Below are 25,196 nucleotides of genomic sequence, written 5' to 3'. Positions count from 1 at the left end.
GTCGCGCGGAAGCTGTTCAAGTGGGGGTCGATGCATTGTGCGATTTTGAACGCACCGAAGCGGAGGCGCTTCCGATTTCGGATGAAAACACTCCAGCTAGGCTGCTCGAGCAGCCGCGAGTGCCTGCTCCAGATCCGCCTTGAGGTCGTCGACATCTTCCAGTCCGATTTGAAGGCGCAGGACCGGCCCGTCGGTCGGCACGGGCGTCACCTTGCGCTCGTCAAGATTGACGTGAAGCGCAAGAGAAGCAAATCCGCCCCAGGAGTATCCCAAGCCGAAGATCGATAAGGCATCCAAAAATGCCTGGGCTTTCGCTTTAAACCTGTCTTCATGCTCTGCGCGAAGGACAAACGAAAAGACACCACTCGCGCCCTTGAAATCACGCTTCCAGATCTCGTGCCCCGGAAAACTCGGAAGGCCGGGATGCAGTACACGTGCGACGTCGTTGCGATCTTCAAGCCAGTTGGCGATCTCAAAGGCGCTCGTCTGGTGTCGCTGCAGTCGGATTCCCAGTGTCCGCAGGCCTCGAAGCACCTGGTAGGCATCATCGGGTGCGGCACAAAGACCAAGCAACCCGTTTACCTCCTTCAAGCGTGGCCAATGTTCGGCATTCGCCGACACCGTTCCGAACAGGATGTCGGCGTGGCCAGCCGGATATTTGGTGGAGGCCTGGATGGAAACATCGACCCCAAAGTCGAGCGGCCTGAAATAGAGCGGTGTCGCCCAGGTGTTATCCATCGTGACAAGCGCGCCGCGACGGTGGGCCACGGCGACGATGGCGGGAATGTCCTGGATCTCGAAAGTGTTGGAGCCCGGCGCCTCAGTGTGCACGAGACGCGTGTTCGGCTTGAAAAGGGGTTCGATGTCCGCTCCTAACGAGGGGTCGTAGTAATCCACTTCGATGTTCAGGCGTGCCAGCATGACGTCGCAGAACTGGCGGACATTGCCATAGACGGAATCGACAATCAGCGCATGATCGCCGGGAGAGAGATAGGCAAGCAGCGGCACCGTGACGGCGGCAAGACCTGATGGCACGAGGATCGTGCCAGCGGCCCCCTCCAGTTCGTTGATCGCATCGCACAGCGCGTCCGTGGTCGGCGTGCCGCGTGTGCCATAGGTGTATTTCTGCCCGTGCGTTTCCATCGTCAGCGCGTCCGGAAAAAGCACCGTTGACCCGTGGACGACAGGTGGATTGATAAAGCCGCGCTGGCTGGCCGGATCATATCCGGCCTTGATCAACTGGGTTTGCGGACCTGGCTTGACGCCGGCGTTTGCTTTGTCATTCATGATCGCATGCCTTTGAAGGAAGGAGGCTCGATTTGGATACTATGGCCGATCACCGGCCAGATGGCGCTCGAGGAAGGGCAGGTTGTCCTGTCCCCAGTAAAGCTCATCATCATAGCGATAGGTCGGGAACCCGAACACGCCGCTTGCAACAGCGTGATTACGATCCTCAGCCCACTTTGCCTTGACATCGTCATCTGCCTCGCGCCGTGCGAGGGCCGCGCCGTCAAGGCCCGCGGCCTGCGCAATCTCTTCGCGTGCATCCGGACTGCCGATGTCCTTGGCCTCGGCCCAGAAGGCATGCTGCAGCGCCCTTGTGAGGCCGATCCAGTCCTTCCCATCGAGAAAGGCCGCAATCACGATCAGCGATGACGGCGTCGGGTCAGCGAGGACCGGTCGGTTTTCCAGGAGGAGCGGCTTGCCGCGCACACGGGCCCACCGTTTGAGGTCGCGCGTCCCATAGGCGCGGCGGACATCCGGTCGATTTCGCGAGAAAATACCCCCGTTCTCTTCGACGACAGTGGTCAAGTACGGCCTGATCTCTGCGCCATTGCGGCTCGCAAGGCCAACGAAGGTGTCAAATCCGATATAGGACCAGGGCGAGCCGATGGAGAAGAAGTAGTCGATCGTCTTTGGCACTCATATGTTCCTGTATTGCGAGGCCCCACATCGAAGGCCCCCGTTTCTAGGCTGCTTTCTGGTCGGCCGGCGACCATCCGAGCTCCGGAGCGATGCGGGCAACAAAGTCATGGACGATCTGGCGGTAATCCTCGTCCTCGAATTCGTAGGGAAGTTCGAGCCTGAGTTCGCGGACATGCGGCAGGACCGGGTCTGCAAACAACCGTTCGAGGATCTCGTCGGACGTGCCCACAAGGTCGCGGGCATAGAGCGTGCGCCGCTCGCCCTGCGGCGTCAGCGTTCGTTCGGTGCGCCCGGCCGCGTAGTCGAGATAGCGCTTGCGCGTTTTTTTGTCCGCACCATCCAACGGAACAATGACCCGGCCAAGCGCGACCCTCCTCTCCGTACCGCCCGCCGCGCGATAGGTTTCGAGCTGCCGCCGCTGCGCGAGGAAGAAATCGTCGGTCCCTTCCCCGGTCGTGACATTGCCGATCAGGAGGTTGAGATCGCTGCGCCCTGCCCATCCAGCAGACTTCAGCGAGCCGCCGCCATACCAGATCCGGTCCGTCAGTCCCTTGGCATGGGGCTGGAGCCGCGGGCGCTGCGGGCCGAACGGCGTCTTGATGAAGGTGTCTTCGTCGCCGATCGGTCGGCTGCGCAGATTATCGACAAAGCGCAAAACCCGCCCATGCGTGAAGTCGAAATTCTCCCAGCCATCGTCGAAGACGAGGCGGCCGATCAGATCGACATGCAAGGGGCGGCCGGCACTGAGACCGATGTTCAGACGACCGCGAGAGAGCACATCGACGGTCGAGAGATCCTCTGCCAACCGATACGGGCTCTCATAGCCGATCGGAATAACCGCAGTGCCAAGCTCAATGCGGCTCGTCCTTTGCGTCGCGGCAGCGAGAAAAGCGGCCGCCGACGATATGCCGGGCTCCAGGTGTCGCTGGCGCACCCAGGCACTGGCAAAACCGAGCGCCTCGCCATACTGCAGCAGCGCCAAGGTCTTCTCCAGCCCATCCAACGGGTCGTCCGCCGGGTAATTGCCCGGGCTCAGGAAGCCGATATGACTGATCGATATCTTGTTTCGCGTCACTTCAAGGCTCCCTAGAATTTCGGAAGGCCGGGTGGATTGGTCTCGGATTTCGGCAAAGCTTCCTCCTGAAGGTGCCAGCGCTCCAGAACCTTGCCGTAGGTGCCATCCGCAATCAGACCGTTGGTGGCGATCGTCAGAGCGCTGGCGAGCCCACTGCCCTTGCGCGTTGTGATCGCCACGTCCGAACGCTCCGGCCAACCAGCGCTCAGCGTACCGACACGCTTGATGTTGTTGTCCCGGGCGGCAATGAAGACGAGCTGCGCGTGCGGCTGAACGATGACGTCGGCGCGACCGGAGGCAAGCGCCACCAGGCTCGTCGCCTCGTCGTCGTAGTATTGCAGCTCAAGCGGCTTCAGACCGGCCGCAACGTTCTCGTCGCTCCATTTGAGCAGGATGCGCTCCTGGTTGGTGCCGGCGCCGACGATGATCCTGAGACCCGCTGCATCCTTCGGCTCCTTGATCGAAGTGATGCCGCTATCGGATTTGACGAAGAAGCCATGCAGGCCCTGGCGATAGGTCGAAAAGTCGAACTTCTCCTTGCGCTGCTCGGTGACGCCGACATTGGAGATAACTGCGTCGTATTTGCCGGAGGTCAATCCAAGCGGCCAGTCGATCCAGGCGACGGGGACAAGCTCAAGCTCGAGGCCCAGGCTTTTGGCGACCGCACCGGCATATTCCGGATCGGCGCCGATCACCGTGCGTGCGTCGGTCGCATAGGTGGCAAGCGGCGGCCCGCCCGGACTGACGGCGACCGTGAACTTGCCTGGCGTGACGAACTTGAAGTCCGCGGGGATGGCCGCGACCGCGGTTTCATTGCGAACGGCATGGACTTGCCCGGGCTGTTCGGGGCTGAGATCAAAACCGGCATCGGCCTGCGCCGAGCCGACATGAAGAAGAGCTGCCGCAGCGGCGGCAAGAAGAGTGCGAAGGCGGGACGTGCCGTTCATGCTGTAGGTCTCCGGATGAAGTGCGGAAGCCGGACCGGCGGCAACGCCACCGGTCCGCTGAGGTCGGATCAGGAACCGCTCTTCGGCAAGCCGGGCGGGTTGGTCTGAGCCGCGTTGACGGCCTCGGCCCCGACGCTCCAGCGTTTCAGCACTTCGCCGTATTTGCCGCTCTTGATGAGATCGTTGAGCGCGATGGTGACGGCATCGGCAAGGCCCGCCCCTTTTCGCGTCGTGACGGCGATTTCGGCGGTCAGCGGCCAGCCACCGCTGGCGATGCCCACCACCTTGGTGTCGTTCTTGATCGAAGCGGCATAGGCTCTCGTCGCGTTGGGATTGAACTCGACATCGGCACGCCCGGATTGAAGCGCCAGGTCGCCGGCGGCGCGGTCGTCGTAATACTGCACCTCGATCGGCTTCAGCCCGGCGGCGACGTTCTGCCTATCCCACTCCAGGATGATCTTCTCCTGGTTGGTACCGGCACCGGTGATCACCTTGAGCCCGGCAACGTCCTTCGGTTCCTTGATCTCGTTGATCTTGCTGTCAGACTTGACGAAGAAACCGAGCACGTCCTTGCGGTAGGTGGAGAAATCGAACTTCTCCTTGCGTTCCTCCGTCACCGTGACGTTGCTGATGACAGCATCGTACTTGCCTGAGCTGACGCCGAGCGGCCAGTCCGCCCAGGCGACGGGAACAAGCTCCAGCTCAAGCCCGAACGAGTCGGCGAGAAGCGAAGCGATATCCGGATCGGCACCGACCACGGTCTTGGAGTCGGAGGCATAGGTCGCAATCGGCGGATCCCACGGGTTGACGGCAACGGTGAACTTTCCAGGGTTGACGAACTTGAAGTCGGGAGCGATCGCCTTGACCGCCACCTCGTTCTTTTCGGTACGAATGCGGTTGGAGGTATCGGGGCTGAGGTCAAACTTTTCCTCGGCATAGGCCGTGGCGATACCGAGCGTCGCAGCGGTGACGACGCCAGCAAGCAGCAACTTTGCAGTGTCAAGCATTCTCATTTTCTGCTCCTTTTCAATCCTTGGTTGATTATTTCGGCGCACCTCGCCTATGGGACAGGCAGCCAGGGTCCTTTAGAGAACGCGCGCTAGGAACTCGCGGGTGCGCTGATGTTTCGCATGCGTGAAGATCTCGGCCGGCGGACCTGCTTCCAGCACCCGGCCCGCCTCCATAAAGACCACGGTGTCGGCAACCTCCCGGGCAAAGCCGACTTCATGGGTGACAATCACCAGCGTCGTGCCGGTTCGCGACAGTTCCTTGATCACATCCAGCACTTCGCCGACGAGTTCCGGATCAAGTGCGGAGGTCGGCTCGTCGAAGAGCAGCACCTTCGGTTTGAGGGCCAAGGCACGGGCGATCGCGACGCGCTGTTGCTGCCCGCCCGAGAGCTGTCGCGGATAGGCATTGATCTTGTCGCTCAAGCCGATGCGAGCGAGCAGTTCCTGGGCAATGCGTACCGCCTCGTCTCGCCCAAGGCCGCGCACGTAGAGCGGCGCCTCAATCAGGTTTTCGAGAACGGTCAAGTGTGGGAAAAGATTGAAATTCTGGAACACCATGCCGATATCGGCGCGACGCTTCAGGATGTCCTTTTCCTTGAGCTCGTAGAGGGTATCGCCCTTCTGGTTGTAGCCGACGAGTTCATCGTCGATCGAGATGAAGCCGTCGTCGACGCGTTCGAGATGATTGATCGTTCGAAGCAGCGTGGACTTGCCCGAACCGGAGGGACCGAGAATGGCGGTGACGCTGCCTGCCCTAAGGTTCAGCTCGACGTCATCCAGAACCTTGAGAGATCCGAAACTCTTGGAGATGCCATGCACATGCACGGCACCGCCGGAGCGGAAGGCCTGCGCGTCGCGAAAGCCGGTCTTGACCACCGCAGTCGTCTGGGGCGCGACATCCGGCAACGGTCGGCGGAAACGTGCGATCAGCGCCTGGAACGGCAGGGGCACCGGATTGCGGACAGCCCCCTTTGAAAAATAGCGCTCGATGTAGTGCTGGGCAATCGAAAGCCCGGTCATGATAACCAGGTACCAGACGGTCGCGACCATCAGCAGCGGGATGACTTCGAGATTGCGGCGGTAGATGACCTGGACCGTATAGAAGAGCTCGGGCAACGCCAGGACGTAGACCATCGACGTACTCTTCGCCAGACCGATGATCTCGTTGAAGCCCGTGGGCAGGATCGAGCGCATGGCCTGCGGGAGCACGATGCGAAAGGCCTGGCGGTGGCGAGGCAGGCCGAGTGCTGCTGCCGCCTCATGCTGTCCCTGGTCGACGGCCAGTATGCCGCCGCGCACGATCTCGGCGAAGAAGGCAGCCTGGTTTAGGGTCAGCCCCAGAAAAGCCGCGGCAAAGGGGGTGAGAAGCTGCGTCGTCGGGTAGTTGAACCACACGGCGTCGGTAAATGGCACGCCGATGCTGATCGTCTCGTAGAGATAGCCGAGATTGTTGAGCACCAGCAGCAGCACGATCAGCGGGATGGAACGAAGAAGCCAGATGTAGCCGAAGGAAAGACCCGACAGCAGCGGCGACCGCGATACGCGGGCGAGCGCCAGCGCCGTTCCAAGCAGCGAGCCGGAAACGGTCGCAAGCGCCGTCAGAAGCAGGGTGCGGCCGAGGCCTGCCAGGACCGGTTCGGCAAAAAACCACTGCGCGAAGACCGGCCATCCCCAGCGCGGATTGGTCAAGACCGAATAAAGCACGCCAGCAATGACGAGAGCCGCAAAGAGCGTCCCGAGCGCACGCCCCGGGTGGCGCGCCGGCACGATGCGGTAGTGGGCGTAGCCGGGGTTCGGCTCGCTGCTCCGCCTGGTGCCGGGTACGCCGGCGAGATCGGTCAGAACTGCCATGATGGATTCCTCTCCTGAAATCTGTTGAGGCGGCCGTTGGTGCTAGATGTGGTTCACGGCTTGGGGCTTTGACGGCGGCGTGTCGCCGATGAGCTCGAGCGACACGAGGAGATGCGTGATGTCCTTCTCGAACGGCAGCGTCTTGTAGACCTCGGGATCGGCCTTGACGTCAAAGAGCGCGGTGTAGCCGTTTGCAAGGTAGAGGCCGACGGCTTCGGGCTGGCGAAATCCGGTCGTCAGATAGATGCGTGAATAGCCTTGCCGCGCCGCCTGCGCTTCGAGCTCGAGCAGCACCTTTCGCGCCAGGCCCTGGCGGCGCAAATCCGACCGCGTCCAGATGCGCTTGAACTCGGCGGTGCGGTCGTCGTAGTTCTTGAAGGCGCCGCCACCGATCGCTTGCCCGTCGCGGATCAACAACACGAAGTTGCCGTACGGTGGCGCAAAATCTTCCGGCGGATAGCGATTCATCTCGGCGGCCGCCCCTTCTTCGCTGAAGTAGGTGCCGTAGCGGCTGTCATATTCAAAGATAAGTTCGTCGATCAGCGGCTTGGCGCGCGGATCGAGGGGTGTGGTGTAGAGAAACGTGTCGCTCATGTCTTTCGCCATCCCATGGTCGTCATGCGAGGAAGGTTTCCACCAGCCGAACCCAGTAGCGGGCCGCCGGTGCGATGATCGCGTCGTTGAAGTCGTATTGAGCGCTGTGGAGAGACGCGCTGTCGCCGTTGCCGACGAAGGCGTAGTTGCCGGCCTTCTCCTCCAGGAAGAATGCGAAGTCTTCGCTGGCGGTGCGCGGCCTGAAGTCGGCGACGACCGCCTCGGGGCCAAGAGCCTGGAGCGCCACGTTGCGGGCGAAGGCCGTTTCGTCCGGGTGGTTGACCAGCGCCGGAAAGCCCAGCTTGTAGTCGACCTCAGCCTTTGCACCGAAACTCTCGGCCTGTGCCCGCGCCAGTGCCTGGACACGCTCCCCGAGCAGGCGCCGGACATCGCCGTTGAAGGCGCGTAGGGTGAGCTTCAGCGAAACGCTCTCGGGAATGACGTTCGATGCCTGGCCACCGTGAATGGAGCCGACCGTGACGACGGCCATGTCCTGCGGATCAACATTGCGCGACACCAGGCTTTGCAACGCAGTGATCAGCGATGCCGTCGCCAGCACCGGATCGACGGTCAGATGCGGCTCGGCCCCATGTCCCCCCTTGCCGACGATGGTAATGTTTGCCTGATCGACAGAGGCCATGGCCGGCCCGGCGACGAAGCCGAAACGGCCGGCCGTCACCCCCGGCCAGTTGTGCAGGCCGAAAACCGCGTCCACGGGGAAGCGTTCAAACAGGCCCTCCGACAGCATCTTGCGGGCGCCCGCACCGATTTCCTCGGCCGGCTGGAAGATCAGCCTCAACGTGCCGTCGAAACGCCCCTCGGTCGCGAGAAACCGGGCAGCGGCGAGCAGGATCGCCGTATGCCCATCATGGCCGCAGGCGTGCATGACCCCCTTGTGGCGGCTGGCATAGGCTAGCCCGGTCGCTTCCTCGATCGGCAGCGCGTCCATGTCCGCGCGCAGGCCGATCGCCTTCTCGCCTTGTCCACCCCGGAGCGTGGCGACGATACCGGTTCCGGCGATACCGCGGCTGACCTCATACCCCCAGGAGGCGAGTAGATCGCCGACCACGCTGCTGGTGCGCTTTTCCTGGAAAGCGAGTTCCGGGTGCTGGTGCAGGTCGCGCCTTATCGCGACGATCTCGTCGATGAAGGTGGCAAGGCCACGTTCGACGTCGGCAGCTCTCTGGGTATCGGTGAGGATGAGGTTCATGGGTCCGTCTCCGCCGACGCCGTCAGGCCCCGACGGCCCTTCCGCGCGCGACATCCGCTGCCGGGGCGGCGTAGCGGCTCTCGCGATAGGAGAGCCCCAGATGATCGCGCAGTGTTTCGCCTTCGAGCCTCGGCTTGAAATAGCCACGACGTTCCAGGATCGGCAGCACATGCGCGGCGAAATCGGCGAGACCTTCGGCAATCACCGGGAAGCCGAGGATGAAGCCGTCGGCTGCATCCTCATCGATCCAGCGGATGATTTCCTTAGCGATATGTTCGGCCGTGCCGATGAAGGCAGTTCTCGGCGTTGCGACATCGAGCGCGATCTCGCGCAGGGTCGCTCCGGTTTCGCGCGCCGTCTTCTTGATGCGATCGGTCGTCGCCCGAAAACTGTTCTTGCCGACATCCCCGATATCCGGAAACGGCGCGTCCAGCGGATAGGCGCTGAAGTCGTGTTGATCGAAAAAGCGACCGAGATAGAGCAACGCCTCCTCGATCGTCACGAGATCGCGGATTGCGCGGTACTTCGCCTCCGCCTCCTCGGCCGTAGCCCCGACGATCGGGCCGATGCCCGGGAAGATGCCGATCTCGACAGCACTGCGTCCCTGCGCCACAGCACTTTGCTTGACCTGCTTGTAGAATGTCTTGGCGTCCTCGATCGGGCCGCCATTGGTGAAGACGGCATCGGCATGTTTACCCGCAAGCCGGACGCCGGAATCGGAGGCGCCTGCCTGAAACACCACCGGCTGTCCCTGCCTGGAGCGCTCGATGTTGAGCGGCCCTTCGATCCGGAAGAACCGTCCGTTGTGGTTGAGCCGACGCAGCTTCGTCTTGTCGGCGTAAACGCCGGTTGCCCGGTCACGCACGAAGGCATCATCGTCCCAACTGTCCCACAGCCCCTTGATCGCATCGAGATACTCGTCGGCGATCTCGTAGCGCAGCTCATGTTGCGGATGTTCGCGTCCGTAGTTGCGGCCGGAGCCTTCGAGCGGCGATGTCACCGCATTCCAACCGGCGCGGCCACCGCTGATGAGGTCGAGCGAGGCAAACTGGCGGGCGATGGTGAACGGGTCGCTGTAGGAGGTCGAAACCGTGCCGACCAGGCCGATCTTAGACGTCGAAGCGGCGAGCGCCGACAGGATGGTCAGCGGCTCGAAGCGGTTAAGGAAATGCGGGATCGACTGCTCGTTGATGTAGAGGCCATCGGCAACGAAGGCAAAGGCGATGCCGGCGGCCTCTGCCTTTCGCGCCGTTTCGACGAAGAAGTCGAAGTTGACGCTTGCGTCCGCCGGGCCGCTTGGATGCTTCCAGGCGTTCATGTGCCCGCCCGGCCCTTGCAGCATGATACCGAAAGTCACGTTCTTCTTGGTCATGGCAGATCCTTCAGGGAAAATTCAGGCGGCGAGCGAAACCCGTTCGCGCGCGATGAGTTCGATCGAGGCGAAGCGCTCGCTGGCGCTGACAGCGGGGGTGTCGATGACGAATTCCTTGATGCCGTAGCGTCGGTGGAGATCATCGAGTTCCTGGCGAACCTGGCGCGCAGTACCGGTGAGCACGCTCGGCGTCTTCTCCTCGACGCGGTAGTCGGCGATGCCGGCCTGGCGGGCGAATTCGGCAGCTTGCTCCTCGCTGCCGACATTGACGCTCTGGCCATTTGCAAGCAGCACCTTGAAGATTTTCAGGTCTGCGACGCGCTCGCGCGCCCGCTGTTCGCTTTCGGCAGCGAAAGCTGCAAGAGCAAGAAGCGGCCGATCGCCGTTCGTTGCGCGCTCATAAGCGTCGAAGGTTCTCTGCAGGTTTTCCGGATCACCGTTGAGGTGACCGGCAAAGACGAGCTTCCAGCCCTTTTCGGCCGCGAGCAATGCGCTGTCGACGCTTGCTCCCAGCAAGAAACGGTCCGGCGCGACCGGCGGCAGCGGCGTCGCCAACAGCTCCGGAGCTTCGCTACCTTCTGCCAGCAAATAGCGGTTGAGGTCGGCTAGTTGCTCGGGAAAGCTCGGCCGCAAAGCCGGATCAACGCCAACCTGCAACGCTCTGGTCGAGAACGGAAAACCACCGGGTGCCTTGCCGACACCGAGATCGACCCGGGACGGTGCGAGACTGGCAAGCAGGTTGAAGGTCTCGGCGACCTTGTAGGCACTATAGTGCTGCAGCATGACGCCGCCGGAACCGATACGGATCTTCGACGTCCTGGCGAGGAGATGAGCGATCAAGATTTCCGGTGCGGAACTCGCGAGACCGGCGATGTTGTGGTGCTCGGCGACCCAGAAGCGGTGGTAGCCCCATTCTTCAGCCTTGGCAGCAAGGTTGGCCGTCGCATGCAGCGCCTGTGTCGGCGTGCCACCAGGATCGACCGGACTCTTGTCGAGAAGGCTGAGCAGATAGGGCATGGTTTGCAGTTCCACCACGGTTGATGACATCAATACATTAAATACATAATTTTTATAGATTATAGGAATGACGTTCTCTTTGGCTGCCCGAAACGGGAAAAGCTGTTGCTCTCATCACGCAACAGGATGGAGTTTTCGCTGTGCTGGAAGCCGCCTCTGCTAGGCGCTATCGAACCATAGCATCTGTCGTCATGCCACGACGATTGACGGGATCATGCCGAAGAGGATCGGCGTTGACCCTGCAGGCGCTGCTGCGCGCTAGGGGTTCGAACCAACTTCCCCGTGCTCATTGTTAATTAGGCGAGCACGTTAATTAACAAAAATGCAGTTACGTTTATTAACGTGAAGTCCTTTTACTTCTGCACAAGAATCGGATCGAAACGACCAACAGTACGAGCCTTTTTCGGGATCGGTTAGGTCGATCCGCGGCCCCAGAACCGACGGCCGGGCGAAATGGCCTTCTACTTCTCCGCCGCGTCGCATGTCTGCTTGTTTTTGGGTGTGCAGCAGCCGATTTGCCAAGCCAAGCATCGCAGCGGCGACGGGTCAGCTTCGTAGCTGTTCAGCAAGTGATCCGGTGCGCCCCGCGCGGCGGCAGACAGCTTTCTGTACGCTCGTGTTCAGGCCGTGGCCTACTTGTTCACGGCAGGATCGGTTGTACCGACGTCGTCGACCGAGCAGTGCCGCCAGTTCGCACAGGTTTCGGCTCGGCAATCTTGGTGGTGGCCGTAGCGGGCGTGATGCCGATCGGCTGCGTGCGTTAGTCGAAGCGGCGCGACCACGATCGAGCCGCACCGCGGGAACCTTGGGCCCAAACTTTCAGTCAGAGCCAGCTGCGTCCATCAGGTCCACTGCACCCGTAGGGCGGAAGTTTTCCTTCGAACCTCGACTGTATTTTATGGCAGCCCCAGCTCCGCAAGGGTTGCGGCATATAGCCGTTCAGCGCGATCCCTACTTCGTCATAAGGGCTTTCGCCAAACGCGACATACATGTACCAGCGCCCACCAAACATCACCACTACCGCCACGGAAATGACAATAGCGAATTGAACCAACTTCTTGATTTCAAATCTCCTTCAATACCTGGAGCGCCTTCTATATAGCTTTGTCTCTTGTGTTCAAGGGCTTCCAAATCAGGGTTGATAAGCGGCCCGTTCGCCTGGATTTCATCCTAGCCGGCTAAGGATCTCCACGGCGGCCCGATGGAGGTCGGCGTTTGCAGCCATCTTGGCAGTCAAGGCGTCGAAGCGCTCATGGCGCGCGCGGTCGAACTGCTCAAGGGCCGAGGTGTAGAGGATCGCCTCGCCGAGCGCGGTCTTTTCGCTGGTGCGGATCGGCTCCTCATTAAGGGTCGCGGAGGAGCCTATGCCGAACCATCGTTGCCGGGGCCGGGTTCCGCCCGTTGCACCATCTCGGAGCACAGAACAGGAGCATTCGAACAGCTCCGCATTGAAACCGCTCTTTCGTGCGGAAACACGGACTCGCGATGCTGTCTCAGGGCATTGCCGCGGAAAGGTCAGCGCGCGCGTCCAAACAGCGCCTCAGCAGTTTCGTAGCAAATGCGATTTCTTCCTCAGTCGATGCTGCGAAACCGACAAGAAGTGCCTTTCGCGGCGATATCCGGTTTGCGTAGTAGTAAGACAGTTGTTCGATGCCGAGATTGGCGTGCCTGCAACGGACTAGCACCGCATCCTCGTCCACTGCCTGATCCCTGAAATAGCAGAGATTGTAGAACCCCGATGCGAACTCGGGCGGCTCGAAGATGTCGGCAAAATCGGAACGCAGGATTTGCAGAAGTCGGTTCTGGCGCTTGGCGTAGATCCGGCGCATCCGGTGAAGATGACGCACGTAATGACCGTCCTCGATAAAGCGTCCAACGATCTGTTCGGTGAACTGCGGCAATGCCCGGTAGCGAACCTGAATCAGCCGGCGGCATCTTTCCGCTAGCGCCCTCGGCATGATCATGTAACCGACGCGCAGGGATTGCAGCAGCGTCATGCTGAAGGCGCCGATATAGATGACCTGGCCGGCCTGATCGAGCGCTTTCAGCGGTGGAATCGGACCGCCCCGATAGCGAAACTCGCTGCCCAGATCGTCCTCGATGATCAGCGTCTCGCGGTCGGCCGCCCAATGCAGCAATTCCAGCTTCCGCTTCATCGGCATCGCAACCGTCATCGGCTGCTGTTTGGCGGCCGTGACGAAGGCGAGCTTGACGTCGCGGCTGGCGACCGTATGCGGGTCCGGCCCCGACGCATCGACATGCATTGGCTCGATCTTGCAACCGGATGACTGGAAGATCGACCGGATTGCCGCCATCCCAGGCTCCTCGAAAGCAACAGTGTCGCCGGGGTCGAGCAGCAACTCGGCCAAAAGCGTAACGGCATGATGCGCCCCGAGGGTGGTCACCACTTCCTCCGGCTCGCATCGGATGCCGCGGCTAACGGCGATGTGTCGGGCAATCTGTTCTTCGAGCAGGGATGGACGCATGATCTCGCGATAGTTGACAATCCGGAAATCGCCCTGCGCATAGACCTCCTTCGTCAACTGAGACCAGATTTGCACTGGAAACAGCCGATGATCAGGGGTCGCCATATGCAGAAGTTGCGACCCGTCGTTTAGCGTCAGGGACGTGCGCCATGTCAGCGCCTGGCCGCGCCTCGAAAGCAGTTTTTCGAACCGATCAGGCGTCGCTACACCGCTTTCGCTGGATGTGCCGGGCTTGCCCAATTGGCGTCGAGGAACCGTCTCCACATAGGTGCCGCTGCCGCGCGTAGATTTGAGATAGCCTTCCGCAACAAGCTGGTCGAGCGCGGTCACCACCGTGAAGCGGGAAATGCCGAGACTTTCCGACAGGACGCGTGATGAAGGGATGCGCATCCCGCCAGGAAGCGTGCCCGACAAGATCATCTCCCGCATGCCGTCATAGAGCTGGAGGTACAGGGGTCGTGCACTGTCGGCGTCCAGTATCAAACCATCCAGGCTGGATCCGTCGATCGTGCGGGCGATGTTGCGCCTCCATCCTGTGTGTCCCAGCCACGACAAGTGGACTGGTCATTTTTGCCATTTCTGGACATGTATACAGCACTCTTGCCGATTAATGTCCATCCGGATCAAGCAAAGGCACCGCCGTATGAACGCGGGCCAGGCCACTTCGGCCGTATCGGGGGACTATCGATGGATGAACTCAACTATCTCTCCGGCCTCGTTGCGAAGGGCCGGATGTCGCGCCGCGACTTTCTCGGGCGCAGCGCCGTGTTCGGCGTCAGCCTCGCTGCGGCGGGATCCTTGCTGTCGACAGCCGTGAGGGCCGAAGGGCCGGTGCGCGGCGGAACGATCAAGATCGGCATGCAGGGCGGCGCATCGACCGACAGCCTCGACCCCGGCCTTGCGACCAACCAGGTCGCGGCGATGATCAATCATCTGTGGGGCGAGACCCTCGTCTGGCTCGCGCCCGACGGTTCGCCAATTCCCGTTCTTGCCGAAGAATGGAGCGCCTCGTCGGACGCCAAAACCTGGACGTTCAAGATCCGCAAAGGCGTGCAGTTCCAAAACGGCAAGACGCTGACGCCCGACGACGTTGTCGCGACCATCGCGCGGCATTCGGATGCGAGCGCCAAGTCGGGAGCGCTCGGCGTCCTCAAGGGCCTCGATACCGTCAAGACGGACGGTCACGCTGTCGTCATCACCTTGAAGGAAGCCAATGCCGACATGCCCTTCCTGATGACTGACTATCATCTGGTGATTCAGCCCAATGGCGGCAAGGACAATCCCGAGGCGGCAATCGGCACAGGCCCTTACAAACTGGCCGACCGAGAACCGGGCGTGCGCTACAACGCGACCCGTTTTGAAGGCTATTGGGCCAGCGAAACGATCGGCTTTGCCGAGCAGATCGAGGTTGTTGTCATCAATGACGCAACGGCGCGCATCGCCGCCCTTCAGAGCGGCCAGGTGCATATGATCAACCGGATTGAGCCGAAAACCGTCGGGCTGCTCAAGAACATGCCACGGGTGACGATCCGGAACGTGTCGGGCCGCGGCTTTTATCCTTTCAACATGTTCTGCGACACGGTCCCCTTCAACAACAACGACCTGCGCCTCGCCCTCAAATTCGCGATGGACCGCGAGGCGATGATTGCGCGCATCCTGCATGGCTACGGTTCGGTCGGCAATGATGCACCGATCAACAAGGCCTATCCGCTTTACGAGGAGATCGAGCAGCGGACCTACGACCCGGACAAGGCCGCCTTTCACTTCAAGAAGTCCGGACATGGCGGCGGCATCGTACTGCGCACGTCGGAGGTGGCGTTTCCGGGTGCGGTTGATGCTGCCGTCCTCTATCAGCAAAGTGCCAGGAAGGCCGGTATCGATATCGAGGTCAAACGCGAGCCTGGTGACGGTTACTGGTCGAATGTCTGGAATGTTCAGCCCTTTGCGACGTCTTACTGGGGTGGCCGGCCCACCCAGGATCAGATGTATTCCACGGGCTACATCTCGTCGGCGGACTGGAACGACACCCGGTTCAAGAACGAGGCCTTCGATAAGCTGGTCGTCGCCGCACGTGCGGAACTGGACGAGGCAAAGCGGCGGGCGATGTATCGCGACATGTCGGAAATGATGCGCGACGAAGGCGGCCTGATCGCGCCGATGTTCAACGACTTCATCGACGGCGTCGGCCAGAACATCCAGGGCTGGGTGGACAATCCCGCCGGCGAACTCATGAACGGCGACGCGCCGCTTCGCTGCTGGCTCAGCGCCTGATCGAACACAAGGATCAAGCGCGTCGCCCTGGCGGCGGCGCGTCACATCATGCCAAGGACACGAGATGCGGCTACGCAACAAACTTCTGCTGATCATTCTTGACGGCCAGCCCTGGCGTGACGCGCGCCGGCTGATGGGCAATCTGGAAGGCTGGGTCGAGGCCGGCGACGCGCGCGTGTGGAAGATGCGCTCGGTTCTGCCATCGACATCCGCCTCCTGCTACGCGTCGATCCATACCGGTGTGCCGCCGCAGATACATGGCGTTCTTTCGAATGAAACGCTGTTTCGCGTCGAGCAGCCGGACATTTTTTCCGAAGTGACCAAGGCCGGCGGCAAGACGGGCGCCGTAACCCATTCCTTCTGGTCGATCTTCTTTCAGCGCGCGCCCTTCGACATGGTGCGCGACATCGAATATGACGATGCGGAAGGCCCCATTCATCATGGCCGTTTCCATACCATGGCGGGCTACAATCATCAGAACCAGATGACGCCCAGCGACCTCGACCTCTTCGCGACCCTGACCATGCTGACCGAGCGCTACACGATTGACTACGGCATCCTGCACACCTGCACGCTTGACAGTATGGGGCATCGCTACGGCCACGATTGTTCACAGATGGACCACGCCTGCTTCACAATTGACGCGCAGCTTGCGGCATTCCTGCCCCGTTGGCGCAAGAATGGCTACGAGATCATCGTAACGGCCGACCACGGGCAGACAAGCCGGGGACACCACGGCGGAGCCGACGAAGAAATGCAGGACTTCGCATTTTATTGGTTCGGCGGCGGTGAAGGTCCATCGACTGACACGCTCCTTAACCAGCTGCAACTCGCTCCGACAGTGCTATCGCGTCTTGGTGTACCGCAGCCGGAGGGCATGAAATTCCAGTCGTTTCTAACTTAATGCGAATAAAATGATGATCGAGAGACGTCAGAACTCTGTTGCCGACATTTGATCGTGGTTCGGGCTTCAGGGCCGCGAACCGGGACCGCGAAATTTATGATCGCGCTCTCAATACTCATCGGCTTTCCCCGATGGCGGCCTGCAATCTCATCCCCCGCGACGTCCGCCTTCTCTAACCTCAGACGTCAAGAGCGTCGACTTGCTTTATGGCAGCAAGGACCAGTCAGCTAAGCGAGCGTGTAGGCCGTCTTGACGGTGGTGTAGAACTCGGCGGCGTAGCGCCCCTGCTCGCGTGAGCCGTGGGACGAGCCCTTGCGCCCGCCGAAGGGCACGTGGAAATCGACGCCCGCCGTCGGCAGGTTGACCATCACCATGCCGGCTTCGGCATTGCGCTTGAAATGGGTCGCGTGCTTGAGGCTGGTGGTGGCAATGCCCGAGGAGAGACCGAAGGGCGTGTCGTTGGCGACCGTGAGCGCCTCATCGTAGTCCTTGACGCGGATGACGGATGCGACCGGCCCGAAGATCTCTTCCCGGCTGATGCGCATGGCGTTCGTCGCTTCGGTAAACAGCGCCGGCTGCAGGTAGAAGCCGGGCGTGTCGCGCTTCAGAAGCTCGCCGCCGAAGGCAAGCTTGGCGCCTTCCTGTCGGCCGATGGCGATATAGTCGGTGTCCTGGTTGAGCTGGCTCTCATCGACCACCGGACCGATCTGGGTGCCGGCCTTCAAGGCGTCGTCGATCACAAGCCCCTTCATCCGTTCGCCCATGGCGGCCACGAAGCGATCGTGAATGCCCTCGGTGACGATGAGCCGCGAAGACGCCGTGCAACGCTGGCCGGTCGAGAAGAAGGCGGAGTTGACCGCGGCTTCCACTGCAACATTGAGGTCGGCGTCATCGAGCACGACGAAGGGGTTCTTGCCGCCCATCTCCAGCTGGTATTTGCGATTGTGTTCGACGGAGGCGAGCGCCACGCGTTTGCCCGTGCCGGTCGAGCCGGTGAAGGTGATGGCGTGAATGTCGGGGCTGTCGAGCATCGCCTGGCCGACGACCGAGCCCTTGCCCATCACGAGGTTCAAGACGCCCTTCGGCAGACCGGCGCGGTGAAGAATGTCGACGATCGCCCAGGAACTGCCGGGCACCAGTTCGGCCGGCTTGAAGACGACGGTGTTGCCGTAGCAAAGCGCCGGCGCGATCTTCCAGGCGGGAATGGCGATCGGGAAGTTCCAGGGCGTGATGATGCCGACGACACCGACCGGCTCGCGGGTGATCTCGACGCCGATATTGGGTCTTGCCGACGGCAGCACCTCGCCCGCCAACCGCAGGCACTCGCCGGCGAAGAAGTCGAAGATCTGGCCGGCGCGCACCGTCTCGCCGATGCCTTCGGCCAAGGTCTTGCCTTCCTCACGCGACAAGAGCTTCCCGAGTTCGTCCTTGCGCGCAAGGATCTCGTCGGCGGTCTTCCTCAGGATCGCGTGGCGCTCGAGAATACCGGAGCGCGACCAGGCCGGAAACGCCGCCTTGGCGGCAGCGATCGCTGCGCGCGCATCGTCCGCCGACGCGCGGGCGTATTCGCCGACCACGTCGTTGGTATCGGACGGGTTGATGTTGGCGACCCCGTCACCGCCGACCCATTCGCCGGCAATCAGGTTCTGGTGCAATGCCATCGTCGGTTCCATTCAGATCAGCTGACGCGCCGCGAGATTGCGCATCAGGTGCGATGTGCCAAAGGTCCAGGGACTGCACTCGGTTGACAATCGCACCGTGTTGAAAAGAGATCCCAGCTGGGCGTTTGAGATTGTCACGACATCCCCGAGCTTGTGCGTAAAGCCCTGACCCGGGACGTCACGATCGTCGACGGGCGCAAACAGCGTGCCCATGAACAACATGAAACCATCGGGATACTGGTGATGGGTGCCGATGGTCTGCGATACCAGATCGAGTGGATCGCGACTGATCTCCTTCATCGAGCTCCTGCCCTTCAGCACATAGCCATCCTCGCCCTCGATCCGCAGATCGAGGTCGGCATGGCGCACGTCGTCGATCGTGTAGGTCTCGTCGAACAGCCGAATGAACGGCCCTAACGCGCAGGAGGCATTGTTGTCCTTGGCTTTACCAAGCAAAAGCGCCGAACGGCCTTCAACGTCGCGCAAGTTCACATCGTTGCCGAGTGTCGCTCCTTTCACCCGGCCTTCGCTGTCCACAGTCAGCACGATCTCCGGCTCCGGGTTGTTCCATCTCGATATCGGGTGCAGCCCTACCTCGTCTCCATACCCAACCGCCGACATGACCTGCCCTTTGGTGAAGACTTCGGCGTCGGGACCGATTCCGACTTCGAGGTATTGCGACCAGACGCCCTCCTCGATCAAGGCCTCCTTGACCTTGGCCGCCTCCGGCGAGCCGGCCTTGAGGTCGCGCAGGCTGTCGCCGACAAGCACCGTCACGCGTTCACGGATCTTGGAGGCGAGGTCTGGGTTTCCTGCGGCACGCTCCTCGATTACCCGTTCAAGCATCGAGCGTGCGAATGTCACGCCGCAGGCTTTAATGGCCTGAAGGTCACATGGTGCGAGTAGCCGGGGCGCCTCGGAGGCCCTCGGTGCCACTGAGAGGACCTCGGTCAGGGCGCAAATCGCCCTTCCCTGTCGTGCCCGCACGAACTCGACAGGATCATCCATCTCTAAGAGATCGCGCATTGTTGGCGCTTCTTTTGTGGTGATGTCGAACACCACACCGGCCCGGACTGTCACCAGGATGGGCCCCTTTTCTTCCGACAGCCACACACGACCAACGAACGTGCCATTCTTATCGAGTTCCATATGCCTCTTCCCATTCCAAAGTCATCGAACCAGTCAACTCCTGGCCATCTTCAAGTATCCTCAGGCCTGGCCGGCCCGCGAGGTTATGTGCGTCCACCGGGTGGGAAACCGGTTCAAAGCAAAAGAAGTCCGCATCTGCGTTCGGCGTATAAAGCAGCGCATAGCCGAGATTATCGGAGGCCGAAATCCTGACGGAGGCCGCGCCGTCTCCTTGCATGATGACCGCCTCTCCAGCCCACCCGCCGAAAGCGTTGTTGATCCACTGGTCGGGCAACGCCCGCCCGTCGCCGAAATTCCAGTCTGGAACTTCGCAGAGCTTTCGGCGACCTGTCGGCAAGTGTTCTCTGTCCTCCAGCCAGACCTCCGCGGCGCTAAATTGCAGTCGAGTCCCCACATTTCGCGGAAACCACGGGTGGAATCCGATGCCAAAGGGGAGTGGTTGTCCCGACATGTTGTGAACCGTGAGCTTTATGTCGAGTTTTTCGGGCCAAAGAGTGAAGACCTGCCTTGCCCGATAGCGAAATGGGCCGATCGCCCCATCGCATTCCAGTTCGACGGTCTCGCCGTTGCGGGCAAGCAATCGCCAGCACCGCTGAAAGCCGTCCCCGTGTATAGGGAATGGCTGGCCGGCAAGGTTAGGTGGAATGGGATGAAAAGCGCCGCCATGTTCGAAGCCGCCGTGTGAGATGCGGTTGGAGAATGGAACAAGCACATTACAGCCCAGTTCAAAGGGACCATCTTCCACTCGGCCATTCCACGGCCTGAGCACCGGAATCCACTCGGCTGATGGATGCCTCACATCAAGGCGTCCGATCCCGCCGCCAAGCGCCGGGATCAGCTGCAAGCGAACCTTGCTGTTTTCGACATGGATCCACTCGACAACCATCTACCAACCGCCGTCGATGGCAAAATTCTGTCCAGTGATCATGTCCGAGGCGGATGAGACGAGGAAGTAAACGAGTTCCGCGACGTCCTCGGGCTTAACACGTGATTTCAGGCATTGCCGCTCGAGAACCCAGTCGTTGTATTCCTGCAGCCGATCGGCAAATACGCGGTTCTCTGCTTCAGAAACCACCGCTCCGGGCGAAATCGCGTTGACGTTGATCCCGAATGGTCCAAGTTCGCGGGCCAACGATTTCGTCAGCCCGATCATTGCGCCCTTCGATGCGACATAGGGCACATAGCCGTCCCATTGGCCATTGAGCGTAATGGAGGCAAAGTTGAGGATTTTGCCGCGTCCTTTGCGTTTCATCAGGTCGGCACAGGCTCGGACAGCTGCAAACGCAGCCGACGAGTTGACGCGGATCTGGTCCTCGTACTCCGCCAAACTGAACTCCTGGAACGGCTTATTGATTATGAGGGCGGCATTGTTGATCAGAATGTCGATGCCGCCTGAGGCTTCGGCCTCCAACCGGATGAGATCCTCGGTTCGCGCGAGGTCGTTCAGATCGCATCCGAGAAAGCGCGCGTTTTCGCCGAGACTTTCCGTCAGATCTACCTGGAGGCCAGGACGGTCGAGTACGATGACAGTGGCGCCTTCCGCTGTGAGTTTACGGGCCTGCGCTCGACCGAGTGTGCCAAGGCCGCCCGTGACAAGCGCCACTTTTCCCTGAAGTGGTTTCATCTGCGTTCCCCTCAAAGTACGGACTGGACTTCGTCGATCGACGTCTCGCTGACACGCTTGTCGAGCACAATCTGCCCACGCGCCATGGCGACCACCCGGTCACAGGATTCGAAGACGTGATGCATGTTATGACTGATGAAGATGCCGGTAACATTCTGTTCCTTCAACGAACGAACGAAACCGATGACCTTGTTTGTTTCCTTGACCGACAAGTGGTTCGTCGGTTCGTCGAGGATCATCACCTTCGACTTGAAATGCATGGCACGGGCGATCGCCACCCCCTGGCGTTGCCCGCCTGAGAGTTCACCGACCAAGGCGTCAGGTGAGCGCAGATGAAGATCGACGTCTGCGATGGCCTGGACGCTTTCCTCGCGCATCTTGCGCAAATCCAGAACCCCGAGGCCGAAGAGCGAATATTTCACCGGCTCACGACCAATAAACAGGTTGCGCGCGATAGACATCGTCGGGACCATGGAGTTGTACTGATAGATGGTCTCGATCCCGAGCCGCATGGAGTCGCGCGGGCTCGATATCGCAGCCTCTTTTCCCTCGACGAAGATACTGCCCTCGTCCTGTTTCTGGACGCCGGAAAGGATGTTGATGAGTGTGGACTTGCCGGCGCCGTTGTCGCCGATCAGTCCAACGGCCTCATTGCGTGCGAATTCGACTGAGACGCCTCTCAGAGCATGAACGCCTGAGTACCATTTGTGCAGGTTCCGGACGGATACGATAGGACCGTTCATGGCTCAGACCTCCACCTTGATCGATTTTGCCCGCTTGCGAAGCCAGGAGTTGGCGACGACCGCGAAGATCGTCAGCGAGCCGATCGCAAATTTGAACCAATTGGCGTCGACCTGACTGAGGATGAGACCGTTGTCGATCACGCGAATGAGAATGACGCCAATGATGCCGCCGAAGACGGCCCCAACACCACCATTGAGCGCGGTACCACCAATGACAGCCGCAGCAACCGCTTGGAGTTCCATACCCTCGCCGATCGAAGGCAGCGGCGACCCGAGGCGAAGCACCTGAATCAGCCCGGCCAAACCACTCAGTACCGAGCAAAGAATGAAGCAAGCGATCTTGACGCGTGCTGTCGGAATGCCGAGGGCGTCGGCCGCCGGCAGAAAGCCACCTGTCGCTCTGATCCAGTTTCCAAAGTTCGTACGGCTAAGGAGCAGCGACACCAGAACGGCAATGACCAGGAACCAGATGAACGACATACGAAACAATTGGCCCGGTCCAACAAAACTGGTGAAGAGCCACGTGGGAAGATCGGCCGGCAAGAGCGGCGGAAAGCCCCCCGAGATGACGACCGTGAGCGATCTGGCCACAAACATCATGCCAAGCGTGGTAATAAAGCTTGGGATCGCAAAACGGATGGTCAAATAGCCGTTCAGCAGTCCGATCGCCACACAAACGAGAAGGCCCGCAACTAGTGCCATCGGGAACGAGATCCCACTGGCCAACAAGACAGCCATCGTCATCGGCATCAGCGCGAAAACGGCGCCGACAGAAAGATCGAATTCTCCGCAAATCATCAAAACAGTGACACCGATCGCAACCAGTGCCATCTCCGGGAGGATCCCAAAGAAGCCTCGCAGGTTTTCAAAGCTCAAGAAGACGCCTCCCGACCGGATCTGGAAGAGAACTACGAGCAGCAAGAGGAGAAGGAGCGCCGCGAGTTCCGGCTTCTCCATGTAGATTTTCAACATTCTTTTCATCGCATGCACTCCCGTGCGGCAGGGCAGCGCATTTCGCGGGCCTGCCGGCCAAATTCATTGCTTTGCGCGCCGTGTTCGACGCGCAAAGCACATGCTTCCATCAACAGGCTCTTTCTGCGAAAAACCTCCGATTTTCGCAGAAACGCGTCTACCGCAGGCCCTGTGCTGAAAGGTCCATGATGTTGTCGGCATCAGCCGGTCGGACGATCCCCTGCCCCGTATCGACGTCAGCCGGGGCGAGGCCAAAATTCTTGGCAAGATAGACCTGCATTACAGGCATGAAGCCTTGCATGTATGGCTGCTGATCGACCTGGACCTGAACATAGCCCGTCTGCATTTGTTGGACGACTTCGGGCACCAGATCGAAGCCACCCAGAAGCACCTGACCTGGCGCGACCCCACGATCCTTCAGAACTCTTGCCACCGCGGCATGCCAGAATCCGGTATCGAAATAGGCGGTGGTGTCGGGGTGCGCATTGAGATAGGCGCCGACACGATCTGATGTGACGGCAAGGTCCGTGCCACTGTCGATCCGTTCCCAGGACACTTCTCGACCGGGGTTCGCGGCCTTGAATTCCGTAAGGAAATCCATGACGCCCTGCCCGCGTGCCTCCGACCAGTTCTGGCCGGGCGCGGAAATTCCGACCAACACTTTGATCGGTCCCTCCTTCGGAAAATTCTCGGACATGGCCTTCCCAAGGGAGTATCCGGCGCGCCGGAAACCCTGTCCGACGAAAGCAACCCGCGCGTTTCCTTTCGCCCCCTCGCTGTCGTCGACGTTGACGCCGATGACCTCCACGCCGTCCTTGGTGGCCCGAGCGATGACGTCATCAAAGGCCTTGTCATCGACGATGGAGGTCAGAAGGGCGTCAGGTTTGCTCGCCAACGCAGCTTCCATATTCGAGAGTTGCTGCTCAACCGAGCCCTCTGTCTGGGTAAACACCATCTGGCAACTTGCGCCGATCTTCTCGCAGGCGTCATCGTAACCCTTTTTGACCGCTTGCCAGAATGTGTTTGAAGCCGACGAATGATGCGTGAAGACGATCTTCAACGGTTCCGCCGACGCGCCAAGCGCGGTCGAACCAAAAAGCGCCAACCCCAATGCACTCCCAATCAATACTGTTCGCATGCTTGCTCCTCCTTAAGCTGCAGAATTGCGAAAGAACCCGGTCTTAGTCCCCGCTCGAAGTTCGACGGGACACCGTAAATGCCTTTTCGAGGTCGGGATTAAGCTCCATGCCGAGACCGGCCCCCGGCGGAACCGTGATCATCCCGTTTCGAACTTCCGGAAGCGCGGTAACGAGGTCGCGATACCAGGTCTTGTAGAAGGCCCGCACGCTCTCCTGGACCAGCGCGTTAGGCGCGTTCAGTGACAGATGCGTCGATGCGCAAAGAACGACGGGACCTGTACAGTCGTGGGGGGCCACCGGAAGGTGCCACGCCTCCGCCATCGCCGCGATCTTGCGCGCCTCCGACAAGCCGCCACACCAGCTGATATCCAGCATGACCACGCCAGCGGCGTCGGTCTCCAGGAGGTCTCGGAAAGCCCACCTCGAACCCAATGTTTCCGATGCAGAGATCGGTGCAGGCGAGACGGCTGCATAACGCTTGAGGCTGGAGAGGCTGTCCATCTTGATGGGATCCTCGTGCCAGAACGTCTGGTACGGTGCGAGCGCCTTGGCAATCTGCATTGCCGGCAAGAGCTGCCACATCGAGTGGAACTCGACCATGATGTCCATGCGATCGCCAACAGCGTCGCGGATCTTCTGGAATGGCACCAGCGCCGATTTCAGGTCGGGCATCGAAATATACTGACCACGCGACTTTTCCGCCGCGATATCAAACGGCCAGATCTTCATCGCCGTAATGCCCTCTTCCAAGAGGGAAAGTGCCAGTTCGTCGGCGCGATGCAGGAAGCCGTTGAGGTCGTCGTAGTTGCGTGCGCCGGCGGACGACAGATCGTAGTTTGCGGTCGTCTGACCGGTTGCCTTCTTGATGTACTCCGTGCCCGCACAGGTGTTGTAGGTGCGGATTTCATTGCGGCTAAAGCCGCCGAGCAACTGTGCGATCGGCTGACCCGTCGCCTTTCCGAAGATATCCCAGAGCGCAATGTCGAATGCCGAATTTCCACGCACCTCGGCGCCGGACGAGCGAAACCCGAGATATCCGACCAGATCAGATGCGAGAAGATCGATCTGCAGCGGGTTTCGCCCGATGACACGAGGGGCGACGTACTCGTGGATGTAGGTCTCAACGGTTTCTGCGCCGAAGAAGGTTTCTCCGAGCCCCGTCAACCCTTCGTCGGTATGGACCAGCAGCCAAAGCAGGTTCGGCCGTTCCGCGATGCGGACCGTCTCAAGTCTCGTAATTTTCAT

Annotated in this window: 22 protein-coding genes; 2 read left to right on the top strand and 20 right to left on the bottom strand. The window is 60.7% G+C overall.

Annotation, left to right across the window (positions count from 1 at the left end; all coding sequences use genetic code 11):
- Nucleotides 1-96: 96 nt before the first annotated feature.
- The 12 genes from IB277_RS20305 to IB277_RS20250 form a co-directional block, all read right to left on the bottom strand.
- Nucleotides 97-1,287: a cystathionine beta-lyase gene (locus IB277_RS20305; protein WP_192371487.1), complete on the bottom strand. Its 1,191-nt coding sequence runs from the start codon at nucleotides 1,285-1,287 to the stop codon at nucleotides 97-99.
- Nucleotides 1,288-1,326: 39 nt separating this feature from the next.
- Nucleotides 1,327-1,923, bottom strand: coding sequence for a DsbA family protein (locus IB277_RS20300; RefSeq protein WP_192371486.1), 597 nt, complete (start codon nucleotides 1,921-1,923; stop codon nucleotides 1,327-1,329).
- 46 nt (nucleotides 1,924-1,969) lie between these two features.
- Nucleotides 1,970-3,001, bottom strand: coding sequence for an LLM class flavin-dependent oxidoreductase (locus IB277_RS20295; RefSeq protein WP_192371485.1), 1,032 nt, complete (start codon nucleotides 2,999-3,001; stop codon nucleotides 1,970-1,972).
- Between the two features lie 11 nt (nucleotides 3,002-3,012).
- Nucleotides 3,013-3,948, bottom strand: coding sequence for an ABC transporter substrate-binding protein (locus IB277_RS20290; protein ID WP_192371484.1), 936 nt, complete (start codon nucleotides 3,946-3,948; stop codon nucleotides 3,013-3,015).
- A 68-nt stretch (nucleotides 3,949-4,016) separates the two neighbouring features.
- Nucleotides 4,017-4,961, bottom strand: coding sequence for an ABC transporter substrate-binding protein (locus IB277_RS20285; protein WP_192371483.1), 945 nt, complete (start codon nucleotides 4,959-4,961; stop codon nucleotides 4,017-4,019).
- Nucleotides 4,962-5,033: 72 nt separating this feature from the next.
- Nucleotides 5,034-6,809 (bottom strand): amino acid ABC transporter permease/ATP-binding protein, encoded by a 1,776-nt coding sequence (locus IB277_RS38815; RefSeq protein WP_077965898.1) that lies wholly within the window; start codon nucleotides 6,807-6,809, stop codon nucleotides 5,034-5,036.
- 42 nt (nucleotides 6,810-6,851) lie between these two features.
- A complete protein-coding gene (locus IB277_RS20275; protein ID WP_192371482.1) occupies nucleotides 6,852-7,415 on the bottom strand; it encodes a GNAT family N-acetyltransferase in 564 nt (187 codons plus the stop codon).
- Nucleotides 7,416-7,425: 10 nt separating this feature from the next.
- Nucleotides 7,426-8,613: a M20 aminoacylase family protein gene (locus IB277_RS20270; protein WP_192371481.1), complete on the bottom strand. Its 1,188-nt coding sequence runs from the start codon at nucleotides 8,611-8,613 to the stop codon at nucleotides 7,426-7,428.
- Nucleotides 8,614-8,635: 22 nt separating this feature from the next.
- The gene (locus IB277_RS20265) at nucleotides 8,636-9,985 is read right to left on the bottom strand and encodes an LLM class flavin-dependent oxidoreductase (protein ID WP_192371480.1); all 1,350 of its coding nucleotides are present in this window, start codon (nucleotides 9,983-9,985) and stop codon (nucleotides 8,636-8,638) included.
- 21 nt (nucleotides 9,986-10,006) lie between these two features.
- Nucleotides 10,007-11,002, bottom strand: a complete 996-nt coding sequence (locus IB277_RS20260; protein ID WP_192371479.1) for an MsnO8 family LLM class oxidoreductase — start codon at nucleotides 11,000-11,002, stop codon at nucleotides 10,007-10,009.
- Nucleotides 11,003-12,167: 1,165 nt separating this feature from the next.
- Nucleotides 12,168-12,422, bottom strand: coding sequence for a hypothetical protein (locus IB277_RS20255; RefSeq protein WP_113294839.1), 255 nt, complete (start codon nucleotides 12,420-12,422; stop codon nucleotides 12,168-12,170).
- A 73-nt stretch (nucleotides 12,423-12,495) separates the two neighbouring features.
- Nucleotides 12,496-13,971, bottom strand: a complete 1,476-nt coding sequence (locus IB277_RS20250) for a PLP-dependent aminotransferase family protein (protein WP_256436332.1) — start codon at nucleotides 13,969-13,971, stop codon at nucleotides 12,496-12,498.
- Nucleotides 13,972-14,175: 204 nt separating this feature from the next.
- Here IB277_RS20250 and IB277_RS20245 point away from each other — a divergent pair, with 204 nt between their 5' ends.
- Together IB277_RS20245 and IB277_RS20240 are read left to right on the top strand one after the other, a co-directional pair.
- A complete protein-coding gene (locus IB277_RS20245) occupies nucleotides 14,176-15,759 on the top strand; it encodes an ABC transporter substrate-binding protein (RefSeq protein WP_192371477.1) in 1,584 nt (527 codons plus the stop codon).
- A gap of 64 nt (nucleotides 15,760-15,823) precedes the next feature.
- On the top strand, nucleotides 15,824-16,663 hold the full coding sequence (locus tag IB277_RS20240; RefSeq protein ID WP_192371476.1) for an alkaline phosphatase family protein: 840 nt from the start codon (nucleotides 15,824-15,826) through the stop codon (nucleotides 16,661-16,663).
- 227 nt (nucleotides 16,664-16,890) lie between these two features.
- Here IB277_RS20240 and IB277_RS20235 read toward each other — a convergent pair whose 3' ends face one another.
- The 8 genes from IB277_RS20235 to IB277_RS20200 form a co-directional block, all read right to left on the bottom strand.
- A complete protein-coding gene (locus tag IB277_RS20235; protein WP_192371475.1) occupies nucleotides 16,891-18,324 on the bottom strand; it encodes an aldehyde dehydrogenase family protein in 1,434 nt (477 codons plus the stop codon).
- Between the two features lie 12 nt (nucleotides 18,325-18,336).
- Entirely contained in the window at nucleotides 18,337-19,473 is a 1,137-nt protein-coding gene (locus tag IB277_RS20230) for a fumarylacetoacetate hydrolase family protein (RefSeq protein WP_192371474.1), read from the bottom strand.
- A complete protein-coding gene (locus IB277_RS20225; RefSeq protein WP_192371473.1) occupies nucleotides 19,460-20,359 on the bottom strand; it encodes an aldose 1-epimerase in 900 nt (299 codons plus the stop codon). Before IB277_RS20225 ends, IB277_RS20230 begins: the two co-directional genes overlap by 14 nt.
- On the bottom strand, nucleotides 20,360-21,097 hold the full coding sequence (locus tag IB277_RS20220; protein ID WP_192371472.1) for an SDR family oxidoreductase: 738 nt from the start codon (nucleotides 21,095-21,097) through the stop codon (nucleotides 20,360-20,362).
- An 11-nt stretch (nucleotides 21,098-21,108) separates the two neighbouring features.
- Nucleotides 21,109-21,840, bottom strand: a complete 732-nt coding sequence (locus IB277_RS20215) for an ATP-binding cassette domain-containing protein (protein ID WP_060520100.1) — start codon at nucleotides 21,838-21,840, stop codon at nucleotides 21,109-21,111.
- 3 nt (nucleotides 21,841-21,843) lie between these two features.
- Nucleotides 21,844-22,821 carry an ABC transporter permease gene (locus IB277_RS20210; protein ID WP_060583077.1) on the bottom strand — a complete coding sequence of 326 codons (978 nt, stop codon included), beginning with the start codon at nucleotides 22,819-22,821 and terminating at the stop codon, nucleotides 21,844-21,846.
- 148 nt (nucleotides 22,822-22,969) lie between these two features.
- Nucleotides 22,970-23,950: a sugar ABC transporter substrate-binding protein gene (locus tag IB277_RS20205; RefSeq protein WP_090297638.1), complete on the bottom strand. Its 981-nt coding sequence runs from the start codon at nucleotides 23,948-23,950 to the stop codon at nucleotides 22,970-22,972.
- A gap of 43 nt (nucleotides 23,951-23,993) precedes the next feature.
- Nucleotides 23,994-25,196 (bottom strand): mandelate racemase/muconate lactonizing enzyme family protein, encoded by a 1,203-nt coding sequence (locus IB277_RS20200; protein WP_060608592.1) that lies wholly within the window; start codon nucleotides 25,194-25,196, stop codon nucleotides 23,994-23,996.

The sequence above is a fragment of the Ensifer sp. ENS07 genome (genome assembly GCF_014852185.1).
Lineage (GTDB): Bacteria > Pseudomonadota > Alphaproteobacteria > Rhizobiales > Rhizobiaceae > Ensifer > Ensifer adhaerens.
The sequence above is the reverse complement of the archived record's forward strand: the minus strand, read 5'-3'. Positions and strand labels throughout refer to the sequence as shown.

Coding starts and splice junctions, on each gene's coding strand:
- IB277_RS20245 (WP_192371477.1), top strand. CDS start 14,176: ATGGATGAACTCAACTATCTCTCCGGCCTCGTTGCGAAGGGCCGGATG.
- IB277_RS20220 (WP_192371472.1), bottom strand. CDS start 21,097: ATGAAACCACTTCAGGGAAAAGTGGCGCTTGTCACGGGCGGCCTTGGC.
- IB277_RS20240 (WP_192371476.1), top strand. CDS start 15,824: ATGCGGCTACGCAACAAACTTCTGCTGATCATTCTTGACGGCCAGCCC.
- IB277_RS20235 (WP_192371475.1), bottom strand. CDS start 18,324: ATGGCATTGCACCAGAACCTGATTGCCGGCGAATGGGTCGGCGGTGAC.
- IB277_RS20230 (WP_192371474.1), bottom strand. CDS start 19,473: ATGGAACTCGATAAGAATGGCACGTTCGTTGGTCGTGTGTGGCTGTCG.
- IB277_RS20305 (WP_192371487.1), bottom strand. CDS start 1,287: ATGAATGACAAAGCAAACGCCGGCGTCAAGCCAGGTCCGCAAACCCAG.
- IB277_RS20285 (WP_192371483.1), bottom strand. CDS start 4,961: ATGAGAATGCTTGACACTGCAAAGTTGCTGCTTGCTGGCGTCGTCACC.
- IB277_RS38815 (WP_077965898.1), bottom strand. CDS start 6,809: ATGGCAGTTCTGACCGATCTCGCCGGCGTACCCGGCACCAGGCGGAGC.
- IB277_RS20270 (WP_192371481.1), bottom strand. CDS start 8,613: ATGAACCTCATCCTCACCGATACCCAGAGAGCTGCCGACGTCGAACGT.
- IB277_RS20210 (WP_060583077.1), bottom strand. CDS start 22,821: ATGAAAAGAATGTTGAAAATCTACATGGAGAAGCCGGAACTCGCGGCG.
- IB277_RS20225 (WP_192371473.1), bottom strand. CDS start 20,359: ATGGTTGTCGAGTGGATCCATGTCGAAAACAGCAAGGTTCGCTTGCAG.
- IB277_RS20275 (WP_192371482.1), bottom strand. CDS start 7,415: ATGGCGAAAGACATGAGCGACACGTTTCTCTACACCACACCCCTCGAT.
- IB277_RS20260 (WP_192371479.1), bottom strand. CDS start 11,002: ATGCCCTATCTGCTCAGCCTTCTCGACAAGAGTCCGGTCGATCCTGGT.
- IB277_RS20290 (WP_192371484.1), bottom strand. CDS start 3,948: ATGAACGGCACGTCCCGCCTTCGCACTCTTCTTGCCGCCGCTGCGGCA.
- IB277_RS20265 (WP_192371480.1), bottom strand. CDS start 9,985: ATGACCAAGAAGAACGTGACTTTCGGTATCATGCTGCAAGGGCCGGGC.
- IB277_RS20205 (WP_090297638.1), bottom strand. CDS start 23,950: ATGCGAACAGTATTGATTGGGAGTGCATTGGGGTTGGCGCTTTTTGGT.
- IB277_RS20200 (WP_060608592.1), bottom strand. CDS start 25,196: ATGAAAATTACGAGACTTGAGACGGTCCGCATCGCGGAACGGCCGAAC.
- IB277_RS20215 (WP_060520100.1), bottom strand. CDS start 21,840: ATGAACGGTCCTATCGTATCCGTCCGGAACCTGCACAAATGGTACTCA.